The sequence below is a fragment of the Sinorhizobium terangae genome (assembly GCF_009601505.1).
GTDB classification, from domain to species: domain Bacteria; phylum Pseudomonadota; class Alphaproteobacteria; order Rhizobiales; family Rhizobiaceae; genus Sinorhizobium; species Sinorhizobium terangae.
This window is the reverse complement of sequence record NZ_WITC01000061.1, coordinates 137,525-154,341: the sequence shown is the minus strand read 5'-3', so window position 1 is coordinate 154,341 and position 16,817 is coordinate 137,525. Positions and strand designations below refer to the sequence as shown.

The 16,817-nt window shown below is 62.3% G+C and carries 16 protein-coding genes; 9 read left to right on the top strand and 7 right to left on the bottom strand.

Translation table 11 applies throughout. The features are described from left to right. The first annotated feature begins 65 nt into the window (after positions 1-65). Entirely contained in the window at positions 66-1,811 is a 1,746-nt protein-coding gene (gene ggt, locus GHK62_RS17165; protein WP_153440359.1) for a gamma-glutamyltransferase, read from the top strand. On the opposite strand, the gene GHK62_RS17160 is transcribed toward ggt, so the two are convergent. Both GHK62_RS17160 and pcaQ read right to left on the bottom strand, forming a co-directional pair. Beyond that, positions 1,808-2,335 (bottom strand): GNAT family N-acetyltransferase, encoded by a 528-nt coding sequence (locus GHK62_RS17160; protein ID WP_153440358.1) that lies wholly within the window; start codon positions 2,333-2,335, stop codon positions 1,808-1,810. The two genes, ggt and GHK62_RS17160, sit on opposite strands and share 4 nt — an antisense overlap. 67 nt (positions 2,336-2,402) lie before the next feature. Next, positions 2,403-3,329 carry a pca operon transcription factor PcaQ gene (gene pcaQ, locus GHK62_RS17155; protein ID WP_153440357.1) on the bottom strand — a complete coding sequence of 309 codons (927 nt, stop codon included), beginning with the start codon at positions 3,327-3,329 and terminating at the stop codon, positions 2,403-2,405. 93 nt (positions 3,330-3,422) lie between these two features. On the opposite strand from pcaQ, the gene pcaD reads away from it, so the two are divergent. The 7 genes from pcaD to GHK62_RS17120 all read left to right on the top strand — a co-directional run bounded on the left by pcaD (position 3,423) and on the right by GHK62_RS17120 (position 9,047). Then, entirely contained in the window at positions 3,423-4,232 is an 810-nt protein-coding gene (gene pcaD / locus GHK62_RS17150; protein ID WP_184108473.1) for a 3-oxoadipate enol-lactonase, read from the top strand. Beyond that, on the top strand, positions 4,225-4,629 hold the full coding sequence (gene pcaC / locus GHK62_RS17145) for a 4-carboxymuconolactone decarboxylase (RefSeq protein WP_153440356.1): 405 nt from the start codon (positions 4,225-4,227) through the stop codon (positions 4,627-4,629). Before pcaD ends, pcaC begins: the two co-directional genes overlap by 8 nt. Before the next feature lie 14 nt (positions 4,630-4,643). After that, positions 4,644-5,393, top strand: coding sequence for a protocatechuate 3,4-dioxygenase subunit beta (pcaH, locus tag GHK62_RS17140; RefSeq protein ID WP_153440355.1), 750 nt, complete (start codon positions 4,644-4,646; stop codon positions 5,391-5,393). Between the two features lie 10 nt (positions 5,394-5,403). Further along, the gene (pcaG, locus tag GHK62_RS17135; protein ID WP_153440354.1) at positions 5,404-6,018 is read left to right on the top strand and encodes a protocatechuate 3,4-dioxygenase subunit alpha; all 615 of its coding nucleotides are present in this window, start codon (positions 5,404-5,406) and stop codon (positions 6,016-6,018) included. Positions 6,019-6,108: 90 nt separating this feature from the next. After that, on the top strand, positions 6,109-7,164 hold the full coding sequence (locus tag GHK62_RS17130) for a 3-carboxy-cis,cis-muconate cycloisomerase (RefSeq protein ID WP_153440353.1): 1,056 nt from the start codon (positions 6,109-6,111) through the stop codon (positions 7,162-7,164). 129 nt (positions 7,165-7,293) lie between these two features. Next, the gene (locus GHK62_RS17125) at positions 7,294-7,431 is read left to right on the top strand and encodes a hypothetical protein (protein ID WP_153440352.1); all 138 of its coding nucleotides are present in this window, start codon (positions 7,294-7,296) and stop codon (positions 7,429-7,431) included. A 251-nt stretch (positions 7,432-7,682) separates the two neighbouring features. Continuing rightward, complete coding sequence (locus GHK62_RS17120) at positions 7,683-9,047, top strand: FAD/NAD(P)-binding protein (protein WP_153440351.1); 1,365 nt, start codon at positions 7,683-7,685, stop codon at positions 9,045-9,047. Positions 9,048-9,053: 6 nt separating this feature from the next. Here GHK62_RS17120 and GHK62_RS17115 read toward each other — a convergent pair whose 3' ends face one another. The 4 genes from GHK62_RS17115 to GHK62_RS17100 form a co-directional block, all read right to left on the bottom strand. Continuing rightward, on the bottom strand, positions 9,054-10,289 hold the full coding sequence (locus GHK62_RS17115) for an MFS transporter (RefSeq protein ID WP_153440350.1): 1,236 nt from the start codon (positions 10,287-10,289) through the stop codon (positions 9,054-9,056). Positions 10,290-10,498: 209 nt separating this feature from the next. Then, complete coding sequence (locus tag GHK62_RS17110; RefSeq protein ID WP_153440349.1) at positions 10,499-11,932, bottom strand: aldehyde dehydrogenase family protein; 1,434 nt, start codon at positions 11,930-11,932, stop codon at positions 10,499-10,501. A gap of 1 nt (position 11,933) precedes the next feature. Then, a complete protein-coding gene (locus tag GHK62_RS17105) occupies positions 11,934-13,193 on the bottom strand; it encodes a CaiB/BaiF CoA transferase family protein (RefSeq protein WP_153440348.1) in 1,260 nt (419 codons plus the stop codon). A 58-nt stretch (positions 13,194-13,251) separates the two neighbouring features. Next, the gene (locus GHK62_RS17100; protein WP_153440347.1) at positions 13,252-14,175 is read right to left on the bottom strand and encodes an NAD(P)-dependent oxidoreductase; all 924 of its coding nucleotides are present in this window, start codon (positions 14,173-14,175) and stop codon (positions 13,252-13,254) included. A gap of 232 nt (positions 14,176-14,407) precedes the next feature. On the opposite strand from GHK62_RS17100, the gene GHK62_RS17095 reads away from it, so the two are divergent. Next, positions 14,408-15,739 carry an MFS transporter gene (locus GHK62_RS17095; RefSeq protein WP_184108472.1) on the top strand — a complete coding sequence of 444 codons (1,332 nt, stop codon included), beginning with the start codon at positions 14,408-14,410 and terminating at the stop codon, positions 15,737-15,739. Between the two features lie 75 nt (positions 15,740-15,814). On the opposite strand, the gene gcvA is transcribed toward GHK62_RS17095, so the two are convergent. Beyond that, the gene (gene gcvA, locus GHK62_RS17090) at positions 15,815-16,759 is read right to left on the bottom strand and encodes a transcriptional regulator GcvA (protein ID WP_327790999.1); all 945 of its coding nucleotides are present in this window, start codon (positions 16,757-16,759) and stop codon (positions 15,815-15,817) included. Positions 16,760-16,817: the final 58 nt, after the last annotated feature.

Below are 16,817 nucleotides of genomic sequence, written 5' to 3'. Positions count from 1 at the left end.
ATTTTGATGCTACAGTCGCCGGTTGAGGGCATCGTCTAGCGGGCAATCAGTTGCAGGAGGAAAGCATGCGCAGTCCGAGCTTGAAGAGCCTGTCCTTTGCCTTGATTGTCGCGCTTGGCACGGTTCCGCCGTGGACGGCGCAGGCGGCCTCGCCCGAGCCGGTCAAGGCCGAGCACGGCATGGTCGTTACCGCCCAGCACCTCGCCTCCGATATCGGCGTGGAAGTCTTGAAGAAGGGCGGCAATGCAATCGATGCGGCTGTTGCCGTCGGCTATGCGCTCGCCGTCGTTTATCCGACCGCTGGCAATATCGGCGGCGGCGGCTTCATGACCATCCGCTTCAAGGATGGCAAGACCACGTTTCTCGATTTCCGCGAACGCGCGCCGCTCGCTGCCACCAAATCCATGTATCTCGATGACAAGGGCAATCTTGTCAAAGGCTTGAGCACCAATGGCTATCTCGCCGTCGGCGTGCCGGGCCCGGTGATGGGTTTCGAGCACGCGCGCAGCCGCTATGGCACGCGCCCGCTCAAGGAACTGATCGCCCCGGCAATCAAGCTCGCCGAGGAAGGCTTCGTGCTGGAGCAGGGCGATGTCGAGTCTTTCGACGGTAGAACCGAGCGGTTGGCGAAGGATCCGGCGGCGGCGGCGATCTTCCTGAAGCCCGGCGGCAAGCCTTTCGCAGTCGGCGAGAAGCTGGTCCAGGCCGATCTTGCCGCCTCGCTGTCAAGCATCGCGGAGAAGGGGCCGGACGCCTTCTACAAGGGTGCGATCGCCGACGCGATCGTCAAGGCGAGTGCAGAGAAGGGCGGCATCCTCGCCAAGAAGGATTTCGAGCAATATGCCGTCCGCGAGCTGGAACCGGTCAAGTGCAACTACCGTGGCTATGACATCGTTTCCTCGCCGCCGCCATCGTCGGGCGGCGTGATCATCTGCGAGATCCTCAACATCCTCGAGGGTTATCCGCTCTCCTATCTCGGCTACGGTTCGGCCGAGACGGTGCACGCGATGATCGAGGCAATGCGGCATGCCTATGTCGATCGCAATACCGCGCTTGGCGACCCGGACTTCGTCGAAAATCCGGTCAGCAAACTCACCGACAAGGCCTATGCGAAGGAAATCCGCGACAAGATCGAACCGTTCAGGGCGGGCGTCTCGCAGGCGCTGATGCCGGCGGGCTTTGCGGAAAGCAAGGAGACGACTCACTACTCGATCATTGACGACGACGGCAATGCGGTTGCCGTCACCTATACGCTGAACGGCTCCTTCGGCGCGGGCGTGGTGGCGCCCGGAACCGGGATCCTGCTCAACAACGAGATGGACGATTTCACCGCCAAGCCTGGCGCGCCCAATCTCTACGGTCTCGTCCAAGGGGAAGCGAACGCGATCGCGCCCGGCAAGACGCCGCTTTCATCAATGAGCCCGACGATCGTCTCCAAGGACGGCAAGCCCTTCATGGTCATCGGCAGCCCCGGCGGCGCGCGCATTATCACGATCACGCTGGAAGCGATCATCAATGTCATCGACCACGGCATGAACATCCAAGAGGCGGTCGATGCGCCGCGCCTTCACCATCAATGGCTGCCGGACAAGGTGTTCATGGAGCCCTATGCGCTGTCGCCGGATACCCGCAAGCTCCTCGCGGCCATGGGGCATGACGTCCAGATCGACGAAAGCTGGAAGATCTGGGGACAGGCAACCGGTATCCTCGTCGGTGGCGAAAACCTGGAGGAGATCGGGGCCGGCGGCGGTGCCCGCTTCAACGGCGCCGTCGACAGCCGCATCGGGGCAGGCGCGGCGAGGGGGTATTAGTTTTCGGCGAGATCGCTGCGCAGCAGGCCGTAGATTGCGGTGTCCCAACGCTCGTCGCCGACTTTCACCGACGAGCGCCGCACGCCTTCTTCGATGAAGCCGAGGCCGAGATAGGTGCGGATTGCCGCCCCGTTGAAGGTGTAGACGTTGAGTTCCAGTCGCTCGAAAGCAGGAGCAGCAAAGACGCGGTGGACAACAAGCCTCAAGAAGGGGCGGGCGAGCCCTTGGCCGCGAAACAGGGGATTGACGGCGACACGGCTGAGCCGGGCGACGCCGTTTTGCCAGTCGAGGGCAACCTGCGCGTGGCCTGCAACGGCTCCTCTCACAAGACCGGAAAAGATCCAGCGCTTCGGCTCAGAGCCGGACGTCTCGGCGACCATCGCCTCGATCTGACCCGTGTCGAGCGGAAAGCGGACGTCCGGACCGCCCCATTGGATGAGCGATTGCAGCGTCGGGAACCAGGCCGGCAGCTCCCGAGCATGTTCTTTCGCAAAATCTTGAAGCTGCAGTTCTGCTTGGTGCATGACGTTCGGCGTGAAAATGGTTGGTTCTGCATTCTCGATATCGATCCGCGTATGTAAAGCGCCGAGTTCAGCCCTTCGCCATCGCAACCCCAGCCGCCTCGCGGATGGCCTGCATCAGGATCGACAGCGGCAGAGACTGGATCGCGTCGGTGCGCACGGTGAGGCCGACTGGGCCCCTGGTCTCGCTGGTGTCGATCGGCAGCGCCGCCAGGAGGCCGTCTTCGATATCCGTCGCGACGACGCCGTTCGAAATGACCCAGACCGCATCGCTCGAACGCACGAAGGTGCGGCCGAAGGCAGCGGAGACAGTCTCGATCTGGTTCGGCAGGCTGGCGATTCCGTTGGCGATCAGGAAGCGTTCGACGAAAGGGCGAATGATCGAATCGCGGGTGGGCATCAGCACCGGATAGTCCCCAAGATGGGCGAAGATCGACTGCCTGCCGGCGATGAGCGGATGGCCGGTGCGCACCGCAAACACCACCTGTTCGGAATAGAGGTGCTCGAACGAAAACCCGGTCATCTTGTCGGGCGCGGCCAGCCTGCCGACGACAAGATCAAGGTCACCGACCCGCAACTGCTCGAGGAGCACCGCATTTTCGCCTGTAATGATCTTCAGGCGGGCGCCCGTTTCCTCCTTGAGAAAGAGCGCTACGGCATGCGGCATGATCCGCGTCGAAACCGTGGGAAGGGCACCTATCCGGATGAGCGGCCCGTTGCCGGAGCGTTCCTGCGAGACCGAGTCGAGGCCTTGCCGGAGCGCGGTCAGCGCCGCGCCGGCATGGCGGAAAAAAACCTCGCCGTAGCGGGTGATCCTGATGCCGCGCCCCTCGCGCTCGAACACGGCAACGCCCAGCACCTCCTCGAGCTCGCGGATCGTCTTGGTAACGGCCGGCTGGCTGACGTGTAAGAGTTCGGCCGCTTTCATCACGCTCTTCTGGCGCGCGACCTCGACAAATGTCTGTAGATGGCGAAACTTGACACGAGCGTCGATCATGAAACCCATAACCTATGAGTTATTGGAAAGCCATGAAATATCATTTTACCTAACCAGATCAAACATCCAATTTGGTGACGGAGGAGATCTGCCGTGCAATTCGCCCGTATCAACGACATCACGATTCATTATCAGGTGATTGGTGCGACGGGGGAAAAGCCTGTCCTTGTCTTCGTCAATTCGCTCGGCACGGATTTCCGCATCTGGCGCGATGTCGTCGTCCGCCTTGCCGGCGAGTTCGCGATCGTGCTCTACGACAAACGGGGCCATGGCCTTTCCGACGTTGGCCAGGTTCCCTATTCGATCGAGGATCATGCGACCGACCTTGCCGCCCTGCTCGACCTGCTTTCCGTCCGCCAGGCGATCGTCTGCGGGCTTTCCGTCGGCGGCCTGATCGCACAGTCGCTCTATCAGCGCCGACCGGATCTGGTGCGTGCGCTCGTGCTTTCGGACACAGCGCACAAGATCGGCACGGCGGAGATGTGGGACGCGCGCATCGCCGCGATTGAGGCCCACGGTATCGAGGCGGTTGCCGACTCTGTCCTCGAGCGCTGGTTCACCCCGGCTTTCCGGCGGCCGGAGAACGTCGCTTTCGCCGGCTACCGCAACATGCTGATCCGACAGCCGGTGGCAGGCTATATTGGCACCTGCGCTGCAGTTCGCGATGCCGATTACACGGAGGCGGCCAAGAAGATTGCCGTTCCCGTGCTGTGTGTCGTCGGAGAGGACGACGGTTCGACGCCGCCGGACCTCGTGCTCTCGATGGCTAGGCTAATCCCCGGCGCACGCTACGAGGTGATCAGCGAAGCCGGTCATATCCCCTGCGTCGAACAGCCGGAAATCCTCACCGCGATCCTCCGGCCATTCTTCGAACTCGTCATGCATGGAGACAAAGATGAGTGACGCCACAGCGCTCTCGAAGCGCTATCGAGAGGGCATGGCGACGCGCCGTGCCGTTCTCGGTGATAATCATGTCAACCGCGCGCAATCGGCTTCGACCGATTTCGACCAGCCCTTCCAGGACCTGATTACCGAAGCCGCCTGGGGCCATGTCTGGTCGCGCCCGACCTGGACGAAACGGGAGCGTTCGATCGTCACGATCGCGCTGCTGGCCGCGCTCGGCCAGGACGAGGAAATGGCAATGCACGTCCGCGCCACGGCAAATACCGGTGCAAGCCGCGAGGACATCTGCGAGGCGCTGCTGCACGTGGCGATCTATGCCGGCGTGCCGGCGGCGAACCACGCGATCAAGATCGCCAAGGAGGTCTTGGCTGACATGGATCCCGGCAGGGCGGCCTGAGAGGAGCAACGACAATGTCGGACCGACAGAACCACAAGCCCGAGACGGGTGCGTTTTTCCAGCGTGACCGTGACTGGCACGCGCCGGCCTTCACCCCCGGCTACAAGACATCCGTACTGCGCTCGCCCCAAAAGGCACTGCTTTCGCTCGACAACACGATCTCCGAGATCACCGGCCCTGTTTTCGGCCATTCGATGCTGGGCGAACTCGACAACGACCTGATCCACAATTTCGCCAAGCCCGGCGAAAGCGCGATCGGCGAGCGCATCATCGTGCATGGCCGCGTGCTCGACGAGCGCGGCCGTCCGGTGCGGGGTGCTTTGCTCGAATTCTGGCAGGCGAACGCGGGCGGGCGCTATCGACACAAGAAGGAAACCTACCTCGCGGCCATCGATCCGAATTTTGGGGGCTGCGGCCGGACCATCGCCGACGACGAGGGATACTATTTCTTCCGGACGATCAAGCCCGGAGCCTATCCCTGGCCGAACGGCGTAAACGACTGGCGGCCGGCGCATATCCACTTCTCGATCTTCGGGCACGGTTTCGCCCAGCGGCTGATAACCCAGATGTATTTCGAGGGCGACCCGATGATCTGGAAATGTCCGATCGTCAACACGATCCCCGATCGCCGGGCGATCGAGCAACTGATCGCGCCGCTCGATTGGTCCAATACGATCCCGATGGACGCCAGGGCCTATAAGTTCGACATCGTGCTGCGCGGCCGCCGCTCGACGTTCTTCGAAAACCGGCCGGAAGGCAACTAGGGGGCAACCGATGGTTCAGGAACTTGGCTACCTCAAGGAAACCGCTTCGCAGACCGCCGGGCCTTACGTCCATATCGGCCTGACGCCGAATTTCTGCGGCATTGCGGGCGTCTACAAATCCGACCTCGGTACGTCGATGGTCAACGACAAGACGCTCGGGCAGCGCGTCACCGTCAGGGGTCGAGTGATCGACGGAGCGGGAATGCCGCTCAAGGACGCGCTCGTCGAAATCTGGCAGGCAGATGCCGGCGGCCTCTACAATTCGCCCGCGGAAATGCGCGGCACCGCCGACCCGAATTTTACCGGATGGGGCAGGTGCCCGACGAGTGCCGAGGACGGCGTCTTCACCTTCGAGACCGTCAAGCCGGGCCGGGTGCCCTTCAAGGACGGTCGCCTGATGGCACCGCACATCACCTTCTGGATCGTTGCGCGCGGCATCAATATCGGTCTGCACACACGGATGTATTTTCCGGACGAGGCGGCAGCGAACGCCGAAGATCCGCTGCTTGCCCGGATAGAGCATCGTCATCGCGCTGAGACGCTTGTCGCCGCGGGCACAGCGCCTAGTTATACATTCGACATTCATCTCCAGGGCGAGAAGGAAACGGTCTTCCTGGATATATGATCATCGCGTGGCGGCCTGCCCGTGTTGCTTCTGGCCTTTGACGCCGCCGTTCCCGCCGCGCGCGGGAAGACGGGATCCTGGAGATGTGGAATGACCTACTCGGCCTTTGATCATCCCTATCTTTCCGGTCTTCTCGGTGACGAGGCCGTGGCGGCGGAATTTTCCGCCGCGGCCGACATCCGCGCCATGCTTGCCTTTGAGGCAGCGCTCGCGCGGGCCGAGGCAGAACACGGGGTCATTCCGAGTTCTGCGGCCGATCGCATCACCGAAGCCTGCCGCGCTTTTTCGCCGGACGTCGTGGCACTGCGCCGCGCGACGGCGTCGGACGGCGTCGTGGTTCCGGAACTGGTCCGGCAGCTGCGCGCGGCAGTCGGCGCCGAGGCTGCAAACCATGTGCATTTCGGAGCCACCAGCCAGGACGTCATCGACACCAGCCTGATGCTGCGCATGAAGGCGATCGCCGAACTCTTCGGCTGCCGTCTCCGCGATGTCGTGGCGGTGCTTGAAGAATGCGACCGGCAATGGGGGTTTCGTCCCCTGATGGGGCGCACGCGCATGCAAGCGGCGATCCCTATCACGGTTTCGGATCGCCTGCGTGCCTGGATCGAGCCGCTGCTCGATCACCAGGACCGCCTCGAGGCCATGGACCGCGACCTGTTTGCCGTGCAGTTCGGCGGCGCCGCCGGCACGCTCGAGAAGCTCGGGGACAAGGCGGAGGCCGTTCGCGAGACGCTCGCCGAAGAGCTTGCGCTGGTCGACTGTCCGCAATGGCACAGCCAGCGAGCGGCAGTGGCGGATTTCGCCAATCTGCTATCGCTCATTACGGGCACTCTCGGAAAGTTCGGCCAGGACGTGGCGCTGATGGCGCAAAACGGCGAGGAGATCGTGCTCGCCGGCGGCGGCTCCTCCTCCGCCATGCCGCACAAGCAGAATCCGGTTGCGGCGGAAGTGCTTGTCACCTTGGCCCGGTTCAATGCAACCCTGCTCGCGGGCGTGCATCAGGCGCTCGTGCATGAGCAGGAACGCTCCGGCTCCGCCTGGACGCTCGAATGGTTGATCCTGCCGCAGATGGCCGGAGCGACGGCGGCTGCCACCAGGCTTGCCACGCAACTGGCGAGCAATATCACGCGCCTGGGCGGAACGTGAGTCGTAGGACGATTCCAGACTCATCGCGTATTCTTTCAGCCCCCGATGCTCGTCGCCATGCTTGCGGCGGCGCAAGGAGGGTCGGGGCGTGTCAGTGTAACACGGTCGCCAGAGCAATGGAGACCGTCAATGGGCACGAGGGATCGCGACCGCCGCTGGGGCTGTGAAGATGCAGCGGGCATTGCCGAACTCCTCTCCAATCCCCGCGGCCAGGGCTCGGACGATTCCATCTGCTGGAATTTCTGGAGCTTCGGCGCAACCGGATGAATGCCCGCGAATCACACGTGTTCCCGTCCCGGCGACCCTCTTTTGAGTGATCATAGCCGCGATCACCGGCATTGCCCGTCACTCTCATGTAGTCCATGCCGGGCCTTTCCAAAATTGAGAATTTCTGTAGAAATAGTAGTCAAGCGACGAAACCTTTGCCGGTGATGCACGTTTTGTGACTTCGGTTCGGTCTTGGCGGACGCCTTACGCATTCGGGTACTGACAAGGGACAACGGATCAGGGAGACGCGTTTGCTTTACGATGTCGCTGTTGTCGGCTCAGGATTTTCAGCGATCGCGGTGACGATCAACTTGCTCCGGCTGCTGCCACCCTCCACCTTGATTGCCGTCGTTGGCGATGCCCCAGGTTTTGGAAGGGGCACCGCCTATCGCACGGAATTTTATATGCACCGGTTGAATGTTCCTGCCGGGCGCATGAGCCTTTTTCCCGACAAGCCCGACGATTTTGTCGAGTGGCTCGCAGAGCATATGAGGCAGGTTTCCGCGGACGGCTTCGCGTCACGGGGAGACTACGGGCTTTACTTGCGCGACCGGCTGGCGTCCTTGTTGCGCGGCGACGAGCGGCCCGCGAGGGTTGATTTCGTCAAGGCGAAGGCGACGGACTGCGTCCATTGCAGCGAGGCCGGACTTGTCTTTCATCTCGACAACGGCGCGGAACTCCGCGCGCGAAACGTCGTGCTTTGTCTCGGCATCGGCAATGCCGATCTGCCGCTCGCGGCGGGGAAAATCGACACCTGCGTCGAAAGTCGCATCGTGCGCAATCCGTGGCGGCTGAGCTGGCTCTCGAAGGTCGGCCCGAGCGACACGGTCTGCATCCTCGGATCCGGATTGACGATGATCGATCAGGTGCTGGCCTTGCGGGTTCACGGTCACCGGGGGCGTTTCCGCGTCCTGTCACGCCGTGGTCTGCTTCCGCATGCGCATCCGCCGGCTGACCGTCGGGCGCCGGCGATTGAGCCGGAGCTTGGATGTTCGCGAGAAATCAGCGCCCTGCTCGCGGGCTTTCGCAGGCAGGTTCGCAAGGGCGCCGACTGGCGCGGTCTGATGGACGGCCTGAGGCCAGTGACGCAAAAGCTGTGGCAGGAGTTGGCGAAAGAGCAACGTGCCCGGTTCCTCCGCCACGGCCTGGCGTGGTGGAACGTGCACCGCCATCGGATCGCCCCGCAGATATCTGCGCGTTTCGAGGCCCTGAGAAGAGATGGTATCGTCACCGTGCACGCCGGCTTCTTGGAGACGATCGAGGAGGGGCCGCGCGGTGCATTGGTCACCTATCGGGAAAGACAAAGCCACCGACCTCGATCGTTCAATGCGGATTGGATCGTCAACTGCACCGGCATGGAGCGGGCCGGCGTCGCGCATTCGCCATTGCTTCGGGAGATGCAACGGCAGGGGCTGATCAGCCCCGACGTGCTCGGACTCGGCCTTTCTGTCGACAAGGGCTCCCGCGTGCTTGATCTCAACAAGGAGCCGCAGCCAGGCCTTTACACGGTCGGCGCTTTGACGGCGGGCCAGTTCTGGGAAATCACCGCGGTTCCGGATATCCGCGTTCAGGCGCAGAACGTGGCAAGCGCGATCGCTTCGACTTTGCGGGCATGATATCGACTAGCCCGGCAGCCGCTGACCAGTCTTCGGCTGTCGGGGATCGGCGAGCGGCGGCGCGCGGGCGATGATGAACGCTATCGCCAGGACCGTGATGCAAAGCCCGGCGGTAAACGCCGTGACCCCCTCCCAGCCCCAATTGCTCCACATCACCCCGCCGGCAGAGCCAAGCAGGCTCGAGCCGGCATAATAGCCGAAGAGATAAAGAGCGCTCGCATGGCTGCGATTGGCGAAGGCTCTTCTGCTGACCCAGCTCGAGGCGACGGTATGCGCCCCGAAGAACCCCATCGTGACAACACTTATCGCTGAAATGATGAGCCAGAGCGGGGAGGGTGCGGTCAGCAGCAGGCCGATCAGCAGGACGACGACGGGCCGCCAGAACGTAGGGCGCACGCCGATCCGGCCCGCGAGCTTCCCGAACCAGGCGGAACTCGCCGACCCGAGCATATAGAGCAGGAAGATCGCGCCGATCTCCGCATGACCGAGACCGTAGGGTTCGACTGCCAGACGATATGGCACGTAGTTGTAGATCGTGACGAAGGCGCCCATCATGAGGAACCCGGTGCCATAGAGCATCAGCAGAACGCGGTCGCGAAGCACGTATGCATAACCGCCGAGAAAGCCCCGAAGGGAAAGGCGTTGTGGCTGAAATGCACGCGATGCGGGGGCGCTGGCACAAAAGACGATCGCGGCTGCCGCGCTGAAGAGCCCTATCGAGGCAATCGCCCAGCGCCATCCGAGCCACTCGGTTGCCACCGCGGCGCCAAGCCGCCCGATCATTCCTCCGAACGCCGAACCTGCGATGTAGAGTCCCATGGCGGGACCGATAGCAGGGGGCTCCACCTCTTCGGCAATGTAGGTCATCGCGACAGCAGGCACGCCGGCGAGCGCAATGCCGGACAAACAGCGCAACACGAGCAGGCTCTCCCACGTCGGCGCAACCGCCGCCAGGGTCCCGAAGAGCGCCGCGGAGATCAGCGAATAGATCATCAATGTCCGACGCCCGATCCGGTCCGAGAGCCAGCCGGCAGCCAGAATCCCGATTGCCATCGGACCGGTCGCCAAGGAGACGGCGAGGCTCGAATTCTCGGGCGAGATCCCGAACGTCGAGGAAAACTCCGGCAGAAGCGGCTGGACGCTGTACAACAGCGAGAAGGTGGAGAAACCGGCCATGACCATCGCCGTGGCGAGGCGCTGGTACTCCACCGTTCCGATCTGAATGAGGTCGTCGTTCTCCATTGATCATCCTCTGTCCGGGGCTGTTCCTGCTCAAAAGCACGACTTTGCCACCGAGGACAATGACATCGTGGCCGCCCTCACCTTGGAGAGCGGCCGACTGTGTGTTCCGGCCCCTGCACTCCCGCGCGCCTCGTCAGACGCGCGGGATGCTGCAGCCCTTTGAATTGTCCCTTCCTTAAATCGGCTTCGAGTTGAGGAACTCAGTATCCTCAAAGGCGAATGATCACGGATTTGAGCTGAGTGTAGTGTGAAAGCGCGTCGATTCCTTGCTCACGTCCATAGCCGCTATACTTGAAACCGCCGCACGGGGTCTGCACGAAGCCGCCGCTGTATTCGTTGACGACGATCCGCCCGGCCTCGAGGCGAGCGGCGACGCGGTGAACCCGTCCGATGTTCTGGGACCAGATGCCGGCGGCCAGGCCGAGATCGGAATCGTTGGCGATGCGTATAGCGTCCGCCTCATCCTTGAACGGAATGACGCACAGGATCGGACCGAATATCTCCTCGCGGGCGATCTCCATGTCATTTCGCACGCCGGTGTAAACCGTCGGCTCGATGTAGTTTCCGCTTCCGAGTTCGGAGCCGGTCGCGACCTTGCCGCCGATCGCCGGTGTCAGGCCATCACGCTCAGCTATCGCGAAGAAGCTCTTGATCTTCTCGAATTGCGCCTCTGTGGTGATCGGGCCATTGGAAGCGTCGAACTGCGGGCCAAGACGAAGCTCGGCGACGTTGGCGACGAGTTTTTCGACGAACGCATCGTGAATGCTTTCCTGCACCAACAATCGCGTTCCCGCGGCGCACCACTGCCCGCTGTTCCAGGTGAATGCACGCGTCGAGCCTTTCGCGGCGGCGTCGAGGTCCGCATCGTCGAAAACGATGTTGGCACTTTTGCCGCCGAGTTCGAGCGTCAGCGGAAGGACACGATCCGCTGCGATCCGCCCCAGTTCCTGGCCGGCCTTGAGGCCGCCCGTAAACGATATTTTCCGGATGGCAGGGTGGTTGGCCATCGCCGGTCCGATCGCAGCGCCCTTGCCGACGACTACGTTGAAGACGCCGGGCGGCAAGCCGTGCGCGACTGCGAACTTCGCGAATGCCACGAGCGAACCCGAAGTGTGCTCGGAAGGTTTGGCGACGACGGTGTTTCCCGTGGCCAGCGCCGGAGCGATGGCGCGGGCCGCCTGATGTAGCGGCGCATTCCATGGAAGTATCACGCCGATGACGCCGAAGGGGTCCCTTCTGGTATAGACGTGATAATCGGGGCCGACATTGATGACCTCCCCGTCCATGACATTGACGATGCCGCCATAGAATTCGAAATACTGGGCGGTCAGATCCAGGAGCGAGGCCATCTCGCGGCCGGGCTTTCCGGTTTCCTGGCTTTCGATGTCGACAATGTGCTGGCCGTCCTCGCGAAGTCGTCGCGCGATGTCGACGAGGATCCGGCCGCGTTCCGACGGACGCATGTCGCTCCATGCAGGCAGTGCCTTGGAGGCCGCGTCGCAGGCGAGTGCGACGTCTTTTTCACCGCCGTTGCCGACGTCCGCGGTCTTGGCTTTCGTGCGCGGATCCAGCTTGACGGAATAGTTGCCGTCGACAGGGTCGACATCCCTGCCGCCGATGTAACTCACAGTCCGGTCGCTCATCTCATTCCCTCGCCATCTTGGTTCTGTTTCCTTGTTCCCCCGACTTCATTGGGACGGGGATCTTCTTGGTCATGCTTATGACGTTGCTCTCCAGCACGCCGTCGATCGCCTGTTCGCTGAAGCCATAGGAGCTCAGGATCGCGCGCGAGTCTTCGCCGAGTCCAGGCGCCACCTTGTGGTTGCCGGCGTTCATGGCAGCGCTGTTGATCGGAAAGCCCGGTACGGTGATCTCGCCATGTTGCGGATCGTGGAGCTTGAGCAACATCCCGCTGGCAGCAAGTTGTGGGTGATCCATCAAATCTTTGTAATCGGAGACGGGCGCGCAAAGTATGTCGGCCTGCTGCAGCAGCGCGAGCCATTCATCGCGGCTCTTTTGCCGGAAGCGCGGGCCGAGCAACTCCCTCATCAGCGCGCGATTGGCGACCCGCGTCGAAGAATCCGCGAGGCGCGGGTCGGCTGCGAGTTCCGGAACGCCGAGGACGTCGCACAATCTCTCCCAGCGGCCGCCGTTATAGGCGGCGACCATCAACCAGCCGTCTGCCGCTTCAAAGGCCTCGTTGGGAGCAGAGTAGGGAGCCGCGCTCCCGATGCGCTTCGGAGCCTCGCCGTCCGCGAGGTAGTTGGTGAGCGAGACCTGCTGAAGCGCGATTGCCGAGTTGAACAGATTGACGTCCAGTTGTGCGCCGAGGCCAATCTCCTCGGTCTTGCGCAATTGCGCCAGGATGCCCATCGCCGCGACATAGCCGGTAAAGACATCGATCACGGGAGCCTGCACCTTCGAGGGTTCGGCGTCTTCCGTACCGATGATGCTCATCAAGCCGCTGTCGGCCTGCAGGATGCCGTCGACGCCCGGCCGTTGAGCGTAGGGGCCGGACTGGCCATAGGCGGATATGGAACAATAGATGAGCCGCGGGTTCGAGGCCGACAGCGCCTTGTAGCCGAGCCCCAGCCTGTCCATGACGCCGGGCCGCATGCTCTCGACGACGATGCCTGCCTCGGCGGCCAATCGGTGTGCCGCGTCCAGACCGGCGGGGGACTTGAGGTCAAGTTTCAGGCCGAGCTTGTTTCGGTTGAAGCCATGAAAGAGTGCGCTGTCGCTGCCGATCCACGCCGGGCCGAGCTTGCGGCCCAACTCGCCTTCAGGCGGCTCGACCTTGATGACTTTGGCGCCCATATCGGCGAGCAGCATCGTGCATGTCGGGCCTGCGCCGATATGCGTGAAGTCGATGACTGTTAGTCCGCTCAATGCTCCGCTTAACATGGCTCCACCTCCTCAACTGCCTATAGGGTCCTGCTGAGCGCCGAAGCGCGCGACGGGCTTAGACCCGGCGCTCGATACTCACGCCGAATGCCTTCTCGAGTTCCCTGACGACCACCGTCATGTCCTGAGTGGCGTTTCCGTGGGCGTGCGCGAGTTCGTAAAACTGCTTGGCGAGCGCCGAGACCATCATCGGTGCCCCTGCGGCCTCGGCTTCGCTGACGCAAAGACGGAGGTCCTTGCACATGAGCTCAAGACGGAAACCGAAGTCGAACTGACGGTCGAGAATGCGCTTTTCCAGGAGGTCTTCGGTAACGAAGCTGCGTGCAGTGCTGGCATTGAGCATCTCGATGATCGTCTCGGCCGCCAGTCCGTACTTGATGCCGAACAGGATAGCTTCGGCGGCAACGACCAGGTTCGCCCCGACGATCATGTTGTTGATCAACTTGAGGGCTTGCCCTTGGCCGACGCGATCTCCCACATGCACCACGTTGCGACCGTAACAGTCGAAGACGTCCCTCAGGGCGCTGAAGGCTTTTTCCTCGCCGGAGATCATGACCGAAAGCGTTCCGGCTTCCGCACCCCTCATGCCGCCCGCGAGCGGGCCGTCGAGTGCGGTTATCTGCCGTTCTGCCAGTGCCTCGGCCACCTTTCGGGCTACGCTTGGCCCCGTCGTCGAGTGGTCGACATAGATCTTCGCCCTCGCGCCGTGGGCGATGCCGTTTTCACCGAGTGCGACGCGCTCGACGATATCCGGTGTCGGAAGGCAGACGAGCACCGCATCCGCGGCGTCGCCGACCGCCTTTGGAGTACTGCACACGCTCGCTCCCAGTGCTGCGAAGCGTTCGAGGGTTTCGCGGTTCGTATCGTGGACGTGAAGATTGAAGCCGGCTCCGGCGATGTGCCGGGCCATGTGCGCTCCCATCGCGCCGAGGCCAATGAAGCCAATGTCTCTAACGAACGGGCGAGTTGAGTAGCTTTCCATGGTCTCCTCCACGATCAGGTCAGGCGCGTAGTACGGTCCGTAAATGGCTGTTTCTTCAAGTGAGAATTCGGCGGCTACTGTTGACTAGAACTCAACGGCACGAACGCGGGCTCATTGTTGAATTTTAGTCAACGGCCAGGGGCGGAAAACTCGCTCACACCAGCCGGGGCTTTCTGGGATCGTTGTGCGAGGTCGAGACGACCATTCACTGACAGCACGAAGGAGGAGCGCGATGTCAGATACTCTTGGTGACACATCGAATATGCGCATTGACAACAACACGCAGCTTGCGGGCACGCTGACCTATGCACAGAAGAAGGCGGTCGTCGCTGCTACCCTTGGCACGATCGTCGAATATGCAGATTGGGTCATCTACGCGACCTTCGCATCGATCCTGGCGCAGCAATACTTCCCGGCTGGCGACAGCTTGACCGCATTGCTGCAGGTGTTCGCGGTGTTTGCGGTCGGCTTCGTGATGCGGCCGATCGGTGGCGCAGTGCTGGGTGCATTCGCCGACCGGTACGGACGAAAAGCGGGCCTGACGCTTTCCATTCTGCTCATGTCCGTTGCTTCTTTCGCGATCGGCGTCTGCCCCAACTATGAAACCATCGGCATTGCAGCCCCGATCGTCCTTGTGATCGCGCGGCTGGTGCAAGGATTCTCGGCCGGCGGCGAATTCGGCTCGGCTTCGGCGTTTCTCGTCGAGTCGGCACCTGCCGAGCGGCGTGCATTCGCAGGTTCCTGGCAATGGTTCGCCATCAATGCGGGAACGCTGGTGTCGTTTGTGCTGGGCTATGTCCTTGCCGCATTCGGCAGCGAAACCGGCCTGACCGACTGGGGCTGGCGTGTTGCCTTCGTGGTGGCCGCCCTTCTGGGATTGATCACGCTCTGGATCCGCCTCTCCGTTGGCGAGACCGAAATCTTCAAGAAACGGATCGCCATCGAAGGTGTGCCCCAGAACCCGCTGAAGGACGTGATCTTCAAGCACCGCGGCGATGCGCTGCGCGTTATCGGCATCGCGATGTCGGGGAACCTCCTGAACTACGTCTGGATGGTGAACTACCCGTCCTACCTTCACCTGGTAACGGAGATGTCGCGAGCGGACACGCTGCTTATCGGCGTCATCGCGGTGACGATCTCGCTCTTCATCATTCCGTTCGTTGGCAAGCTCGCCGACAATATCGGGCGGAAGCCCGTGCTGGTTGGCTTTGCGCTGTTGTCTGCTCTCTGGGCGTGGCCGAGCTTCGCTCTCCTTTACCCAGGCATGAGCTTCATCGAAGGACTGATCATGATGACGATTGCGATGGTGATCATGACGGGTTTTGCCGGTGCCGCCGCAGTGCTGATGGTCGAGCAGTTCCCGGCCCAGGTCCGCGTCACCGGGGTCGCCCTGCCCTATGCGCTCTCGGTGACCCTCTTCGGCGGCACGGCCCCCTACATCATCACCGCGATGAACGGGGCGGGCTACGGTGGCTACACCTGGCTCTATCTAGCAGCGGTCTGCCTGGTGGCGGCGGCCGTCTATGCGAGCCTGCCCGAAACGAAGGGCCGGCCGCTGCGATAACTGTACTCTCGATACGGTCAGGAAAAGAGGCGCGTGGCCAATGACAGCCGCGCGCCTCTTACGTTCTCCGAGCCGTCACGCCTTGGCCAGTTCGGCCGTTTTCGGGCTGAAGCCGTCGCCGGACTCTGCCTGCTCGAGAAGCCATGCGCGGAAACGCCTGAATGCCGGGCTTCTCAGCCGGTTGCGGGGATAGATGAAGTAGTAGGTGAAGTCACCGCGATCGAGGGTGAAATCGACGGGCTGAACGAGCCGACCCGTACGGAGGTCATCCGCAAACAGCGCCTTTTGCGCGATCATGACGCCCTGGCCTTCGAGCGTTGCCTGATAAGCGAGCGTCGAGCTCGCGTACTTGTCCCCGGCATAAGGATCGATGTCCGATCCGCCTGCGGCTTCGAGCCAGTATCGCCAGTCATCCGGCCTGACGAACGAATGAAGCAGGGGCACCTGCTTCAGGTCGGCGACCTCGTCGATGCCATGCTCGGATGCGAATGACGGCGTGCACAATGGCACCAGTTCATTCCTCATCACCCGATCCACCTCGACGCCGGGCCAGTTTCCATCGCCAAGACGAATGGCTCCGTCGACGCTCTCCCGCTCGAAGTCCACCATTTCGTTGGAGGTCGTCAGCCGCACTTCGGTCGTCGCATTCGATTGATGAAACGTGCCGAGCCGTGGAATGAGCCATTTCATGGCGAACGTTGTGTACGCCCGAACCCGCAAAATCTCGACCGATTTCCGCCCCGTCAACTTCTGGGTCTCTTCGCGGATTCCATCCAGGTGTCGACTTACAGCAGCGAGGTATCGTTCACCCTCGGCCGTCAGCACGATCTCGCGCGGATCGCGGCGGAAAAGGCGGACGCCAAGATAGCTCTCGAGACGTTGAACCTGGCGACTCACGGCACCAGGCGTCACGAGCAGTTCCTCCGCCGCACGTCGGATGCTCTGCAGGCGGCCGGCAGCCTCGAAGGCTCTTAACGCATTCAGGGGTGGCAGCATATCCATGGCAGAAGATAGCGACACTGTTGCCTTTTAGTCAACGGTAGCGAGAGCCTTTGTCGTTCTGAGAAAATCCGCAGTT

Excerpts from the sequence above, each read along its gene's own strand:
- ggt (WP_153440359.1), top strand. The coding sequence starts at position 66 with ATGCGCAGTCCGAGCTTGAAGAGCCTGTCCTTTGCCTTGATTGTCGCG.
- GHK62_RS17160 (WP_153440358.1), bottom strand. The coding sequence starts at position 2,335 with ATGCACCAAGCAGAACTGCAGCTTCAAGATTTTGCGAAAGAACATGCT.
- pcaQ (WP_153440357.1), bottom strand. The coding sequence starts at position 3,329 with ATGATCGACGCTCGTGTCAAGTTTCGCCATCTACAGACATTTGTCGAG.
- pcaC (WP_153440356.1), top strand. The coding sequence starts at position 4,225 with ATGAGTGACGCCACAGCGCTCTCGAAGCGCTATCGAGAGGGCATGGCG.
- pcaH (WP_153440355.1), top strand. The coding sequence starts at position 4,644 with ATGTCGGACCGACAGAACCACAAGCCCGAGACGGGTGCGTTTTTCCAG.
- pcaG (WP_153440354.1), top strand. The coding sequence starts at position 5,404 with ATGGTTCAGGAACTTGGCTACCTCAAGGAAACCGCTTCGCAGACCGCC.
- GHK62_RS17130 (WP_153440353.1), top strand. The coding sequence starts at position 6,109 with ATGACCTACTCGGCCTTTGATCATCCCTATCTTTCCGGTCTTCTCGGT.
- GHK62_RS17125 (WP_153440352.1), top strand. The coding sequence starts at position 7,294 with ATGGGCACGAGGGATCGCGACCGCCGCTGGGGCTGTGAAGATGCAGCG.
- GHK62_RS17115 (WP_153440350.1), bottom strand. The coding sequence starts at position 10,289 with ATGGAGAACGACGACCTCATTCAGATCGGAACGGTGGAGTACCAGCGC.
- GHK62_RS17110 (WP_153440349.1), bottom strand. The coding sequence starts at position 11,932 with ATGAGCGACCGGACTGTGAGTTACATCGGCGGCAGGGATGTCGACCCT.
- GHK62_RS17105 (WP_153440348.1), bottom strand. The coding sequence starts at position 13,193 with ATGTTAAGCGGAGCATTGAGCGGACTAACAGTCATCGACTTCACGCAT.
- GHK62_RS17100 (WP_153440347.1), bottom strand. The coding sequence starts at position 14,175 with ATGGAAAGCTACTCAACTCGCCCGTTCGTTAGAGACATTGGCTTCATT.
- GHK62_RS17095 (WP_184108472.1), top strand. The coding sequence starts at position 14,408 with ATGTCAGATACTCTTGGTGACACATCGAATATGCGCATTGACAACAAC.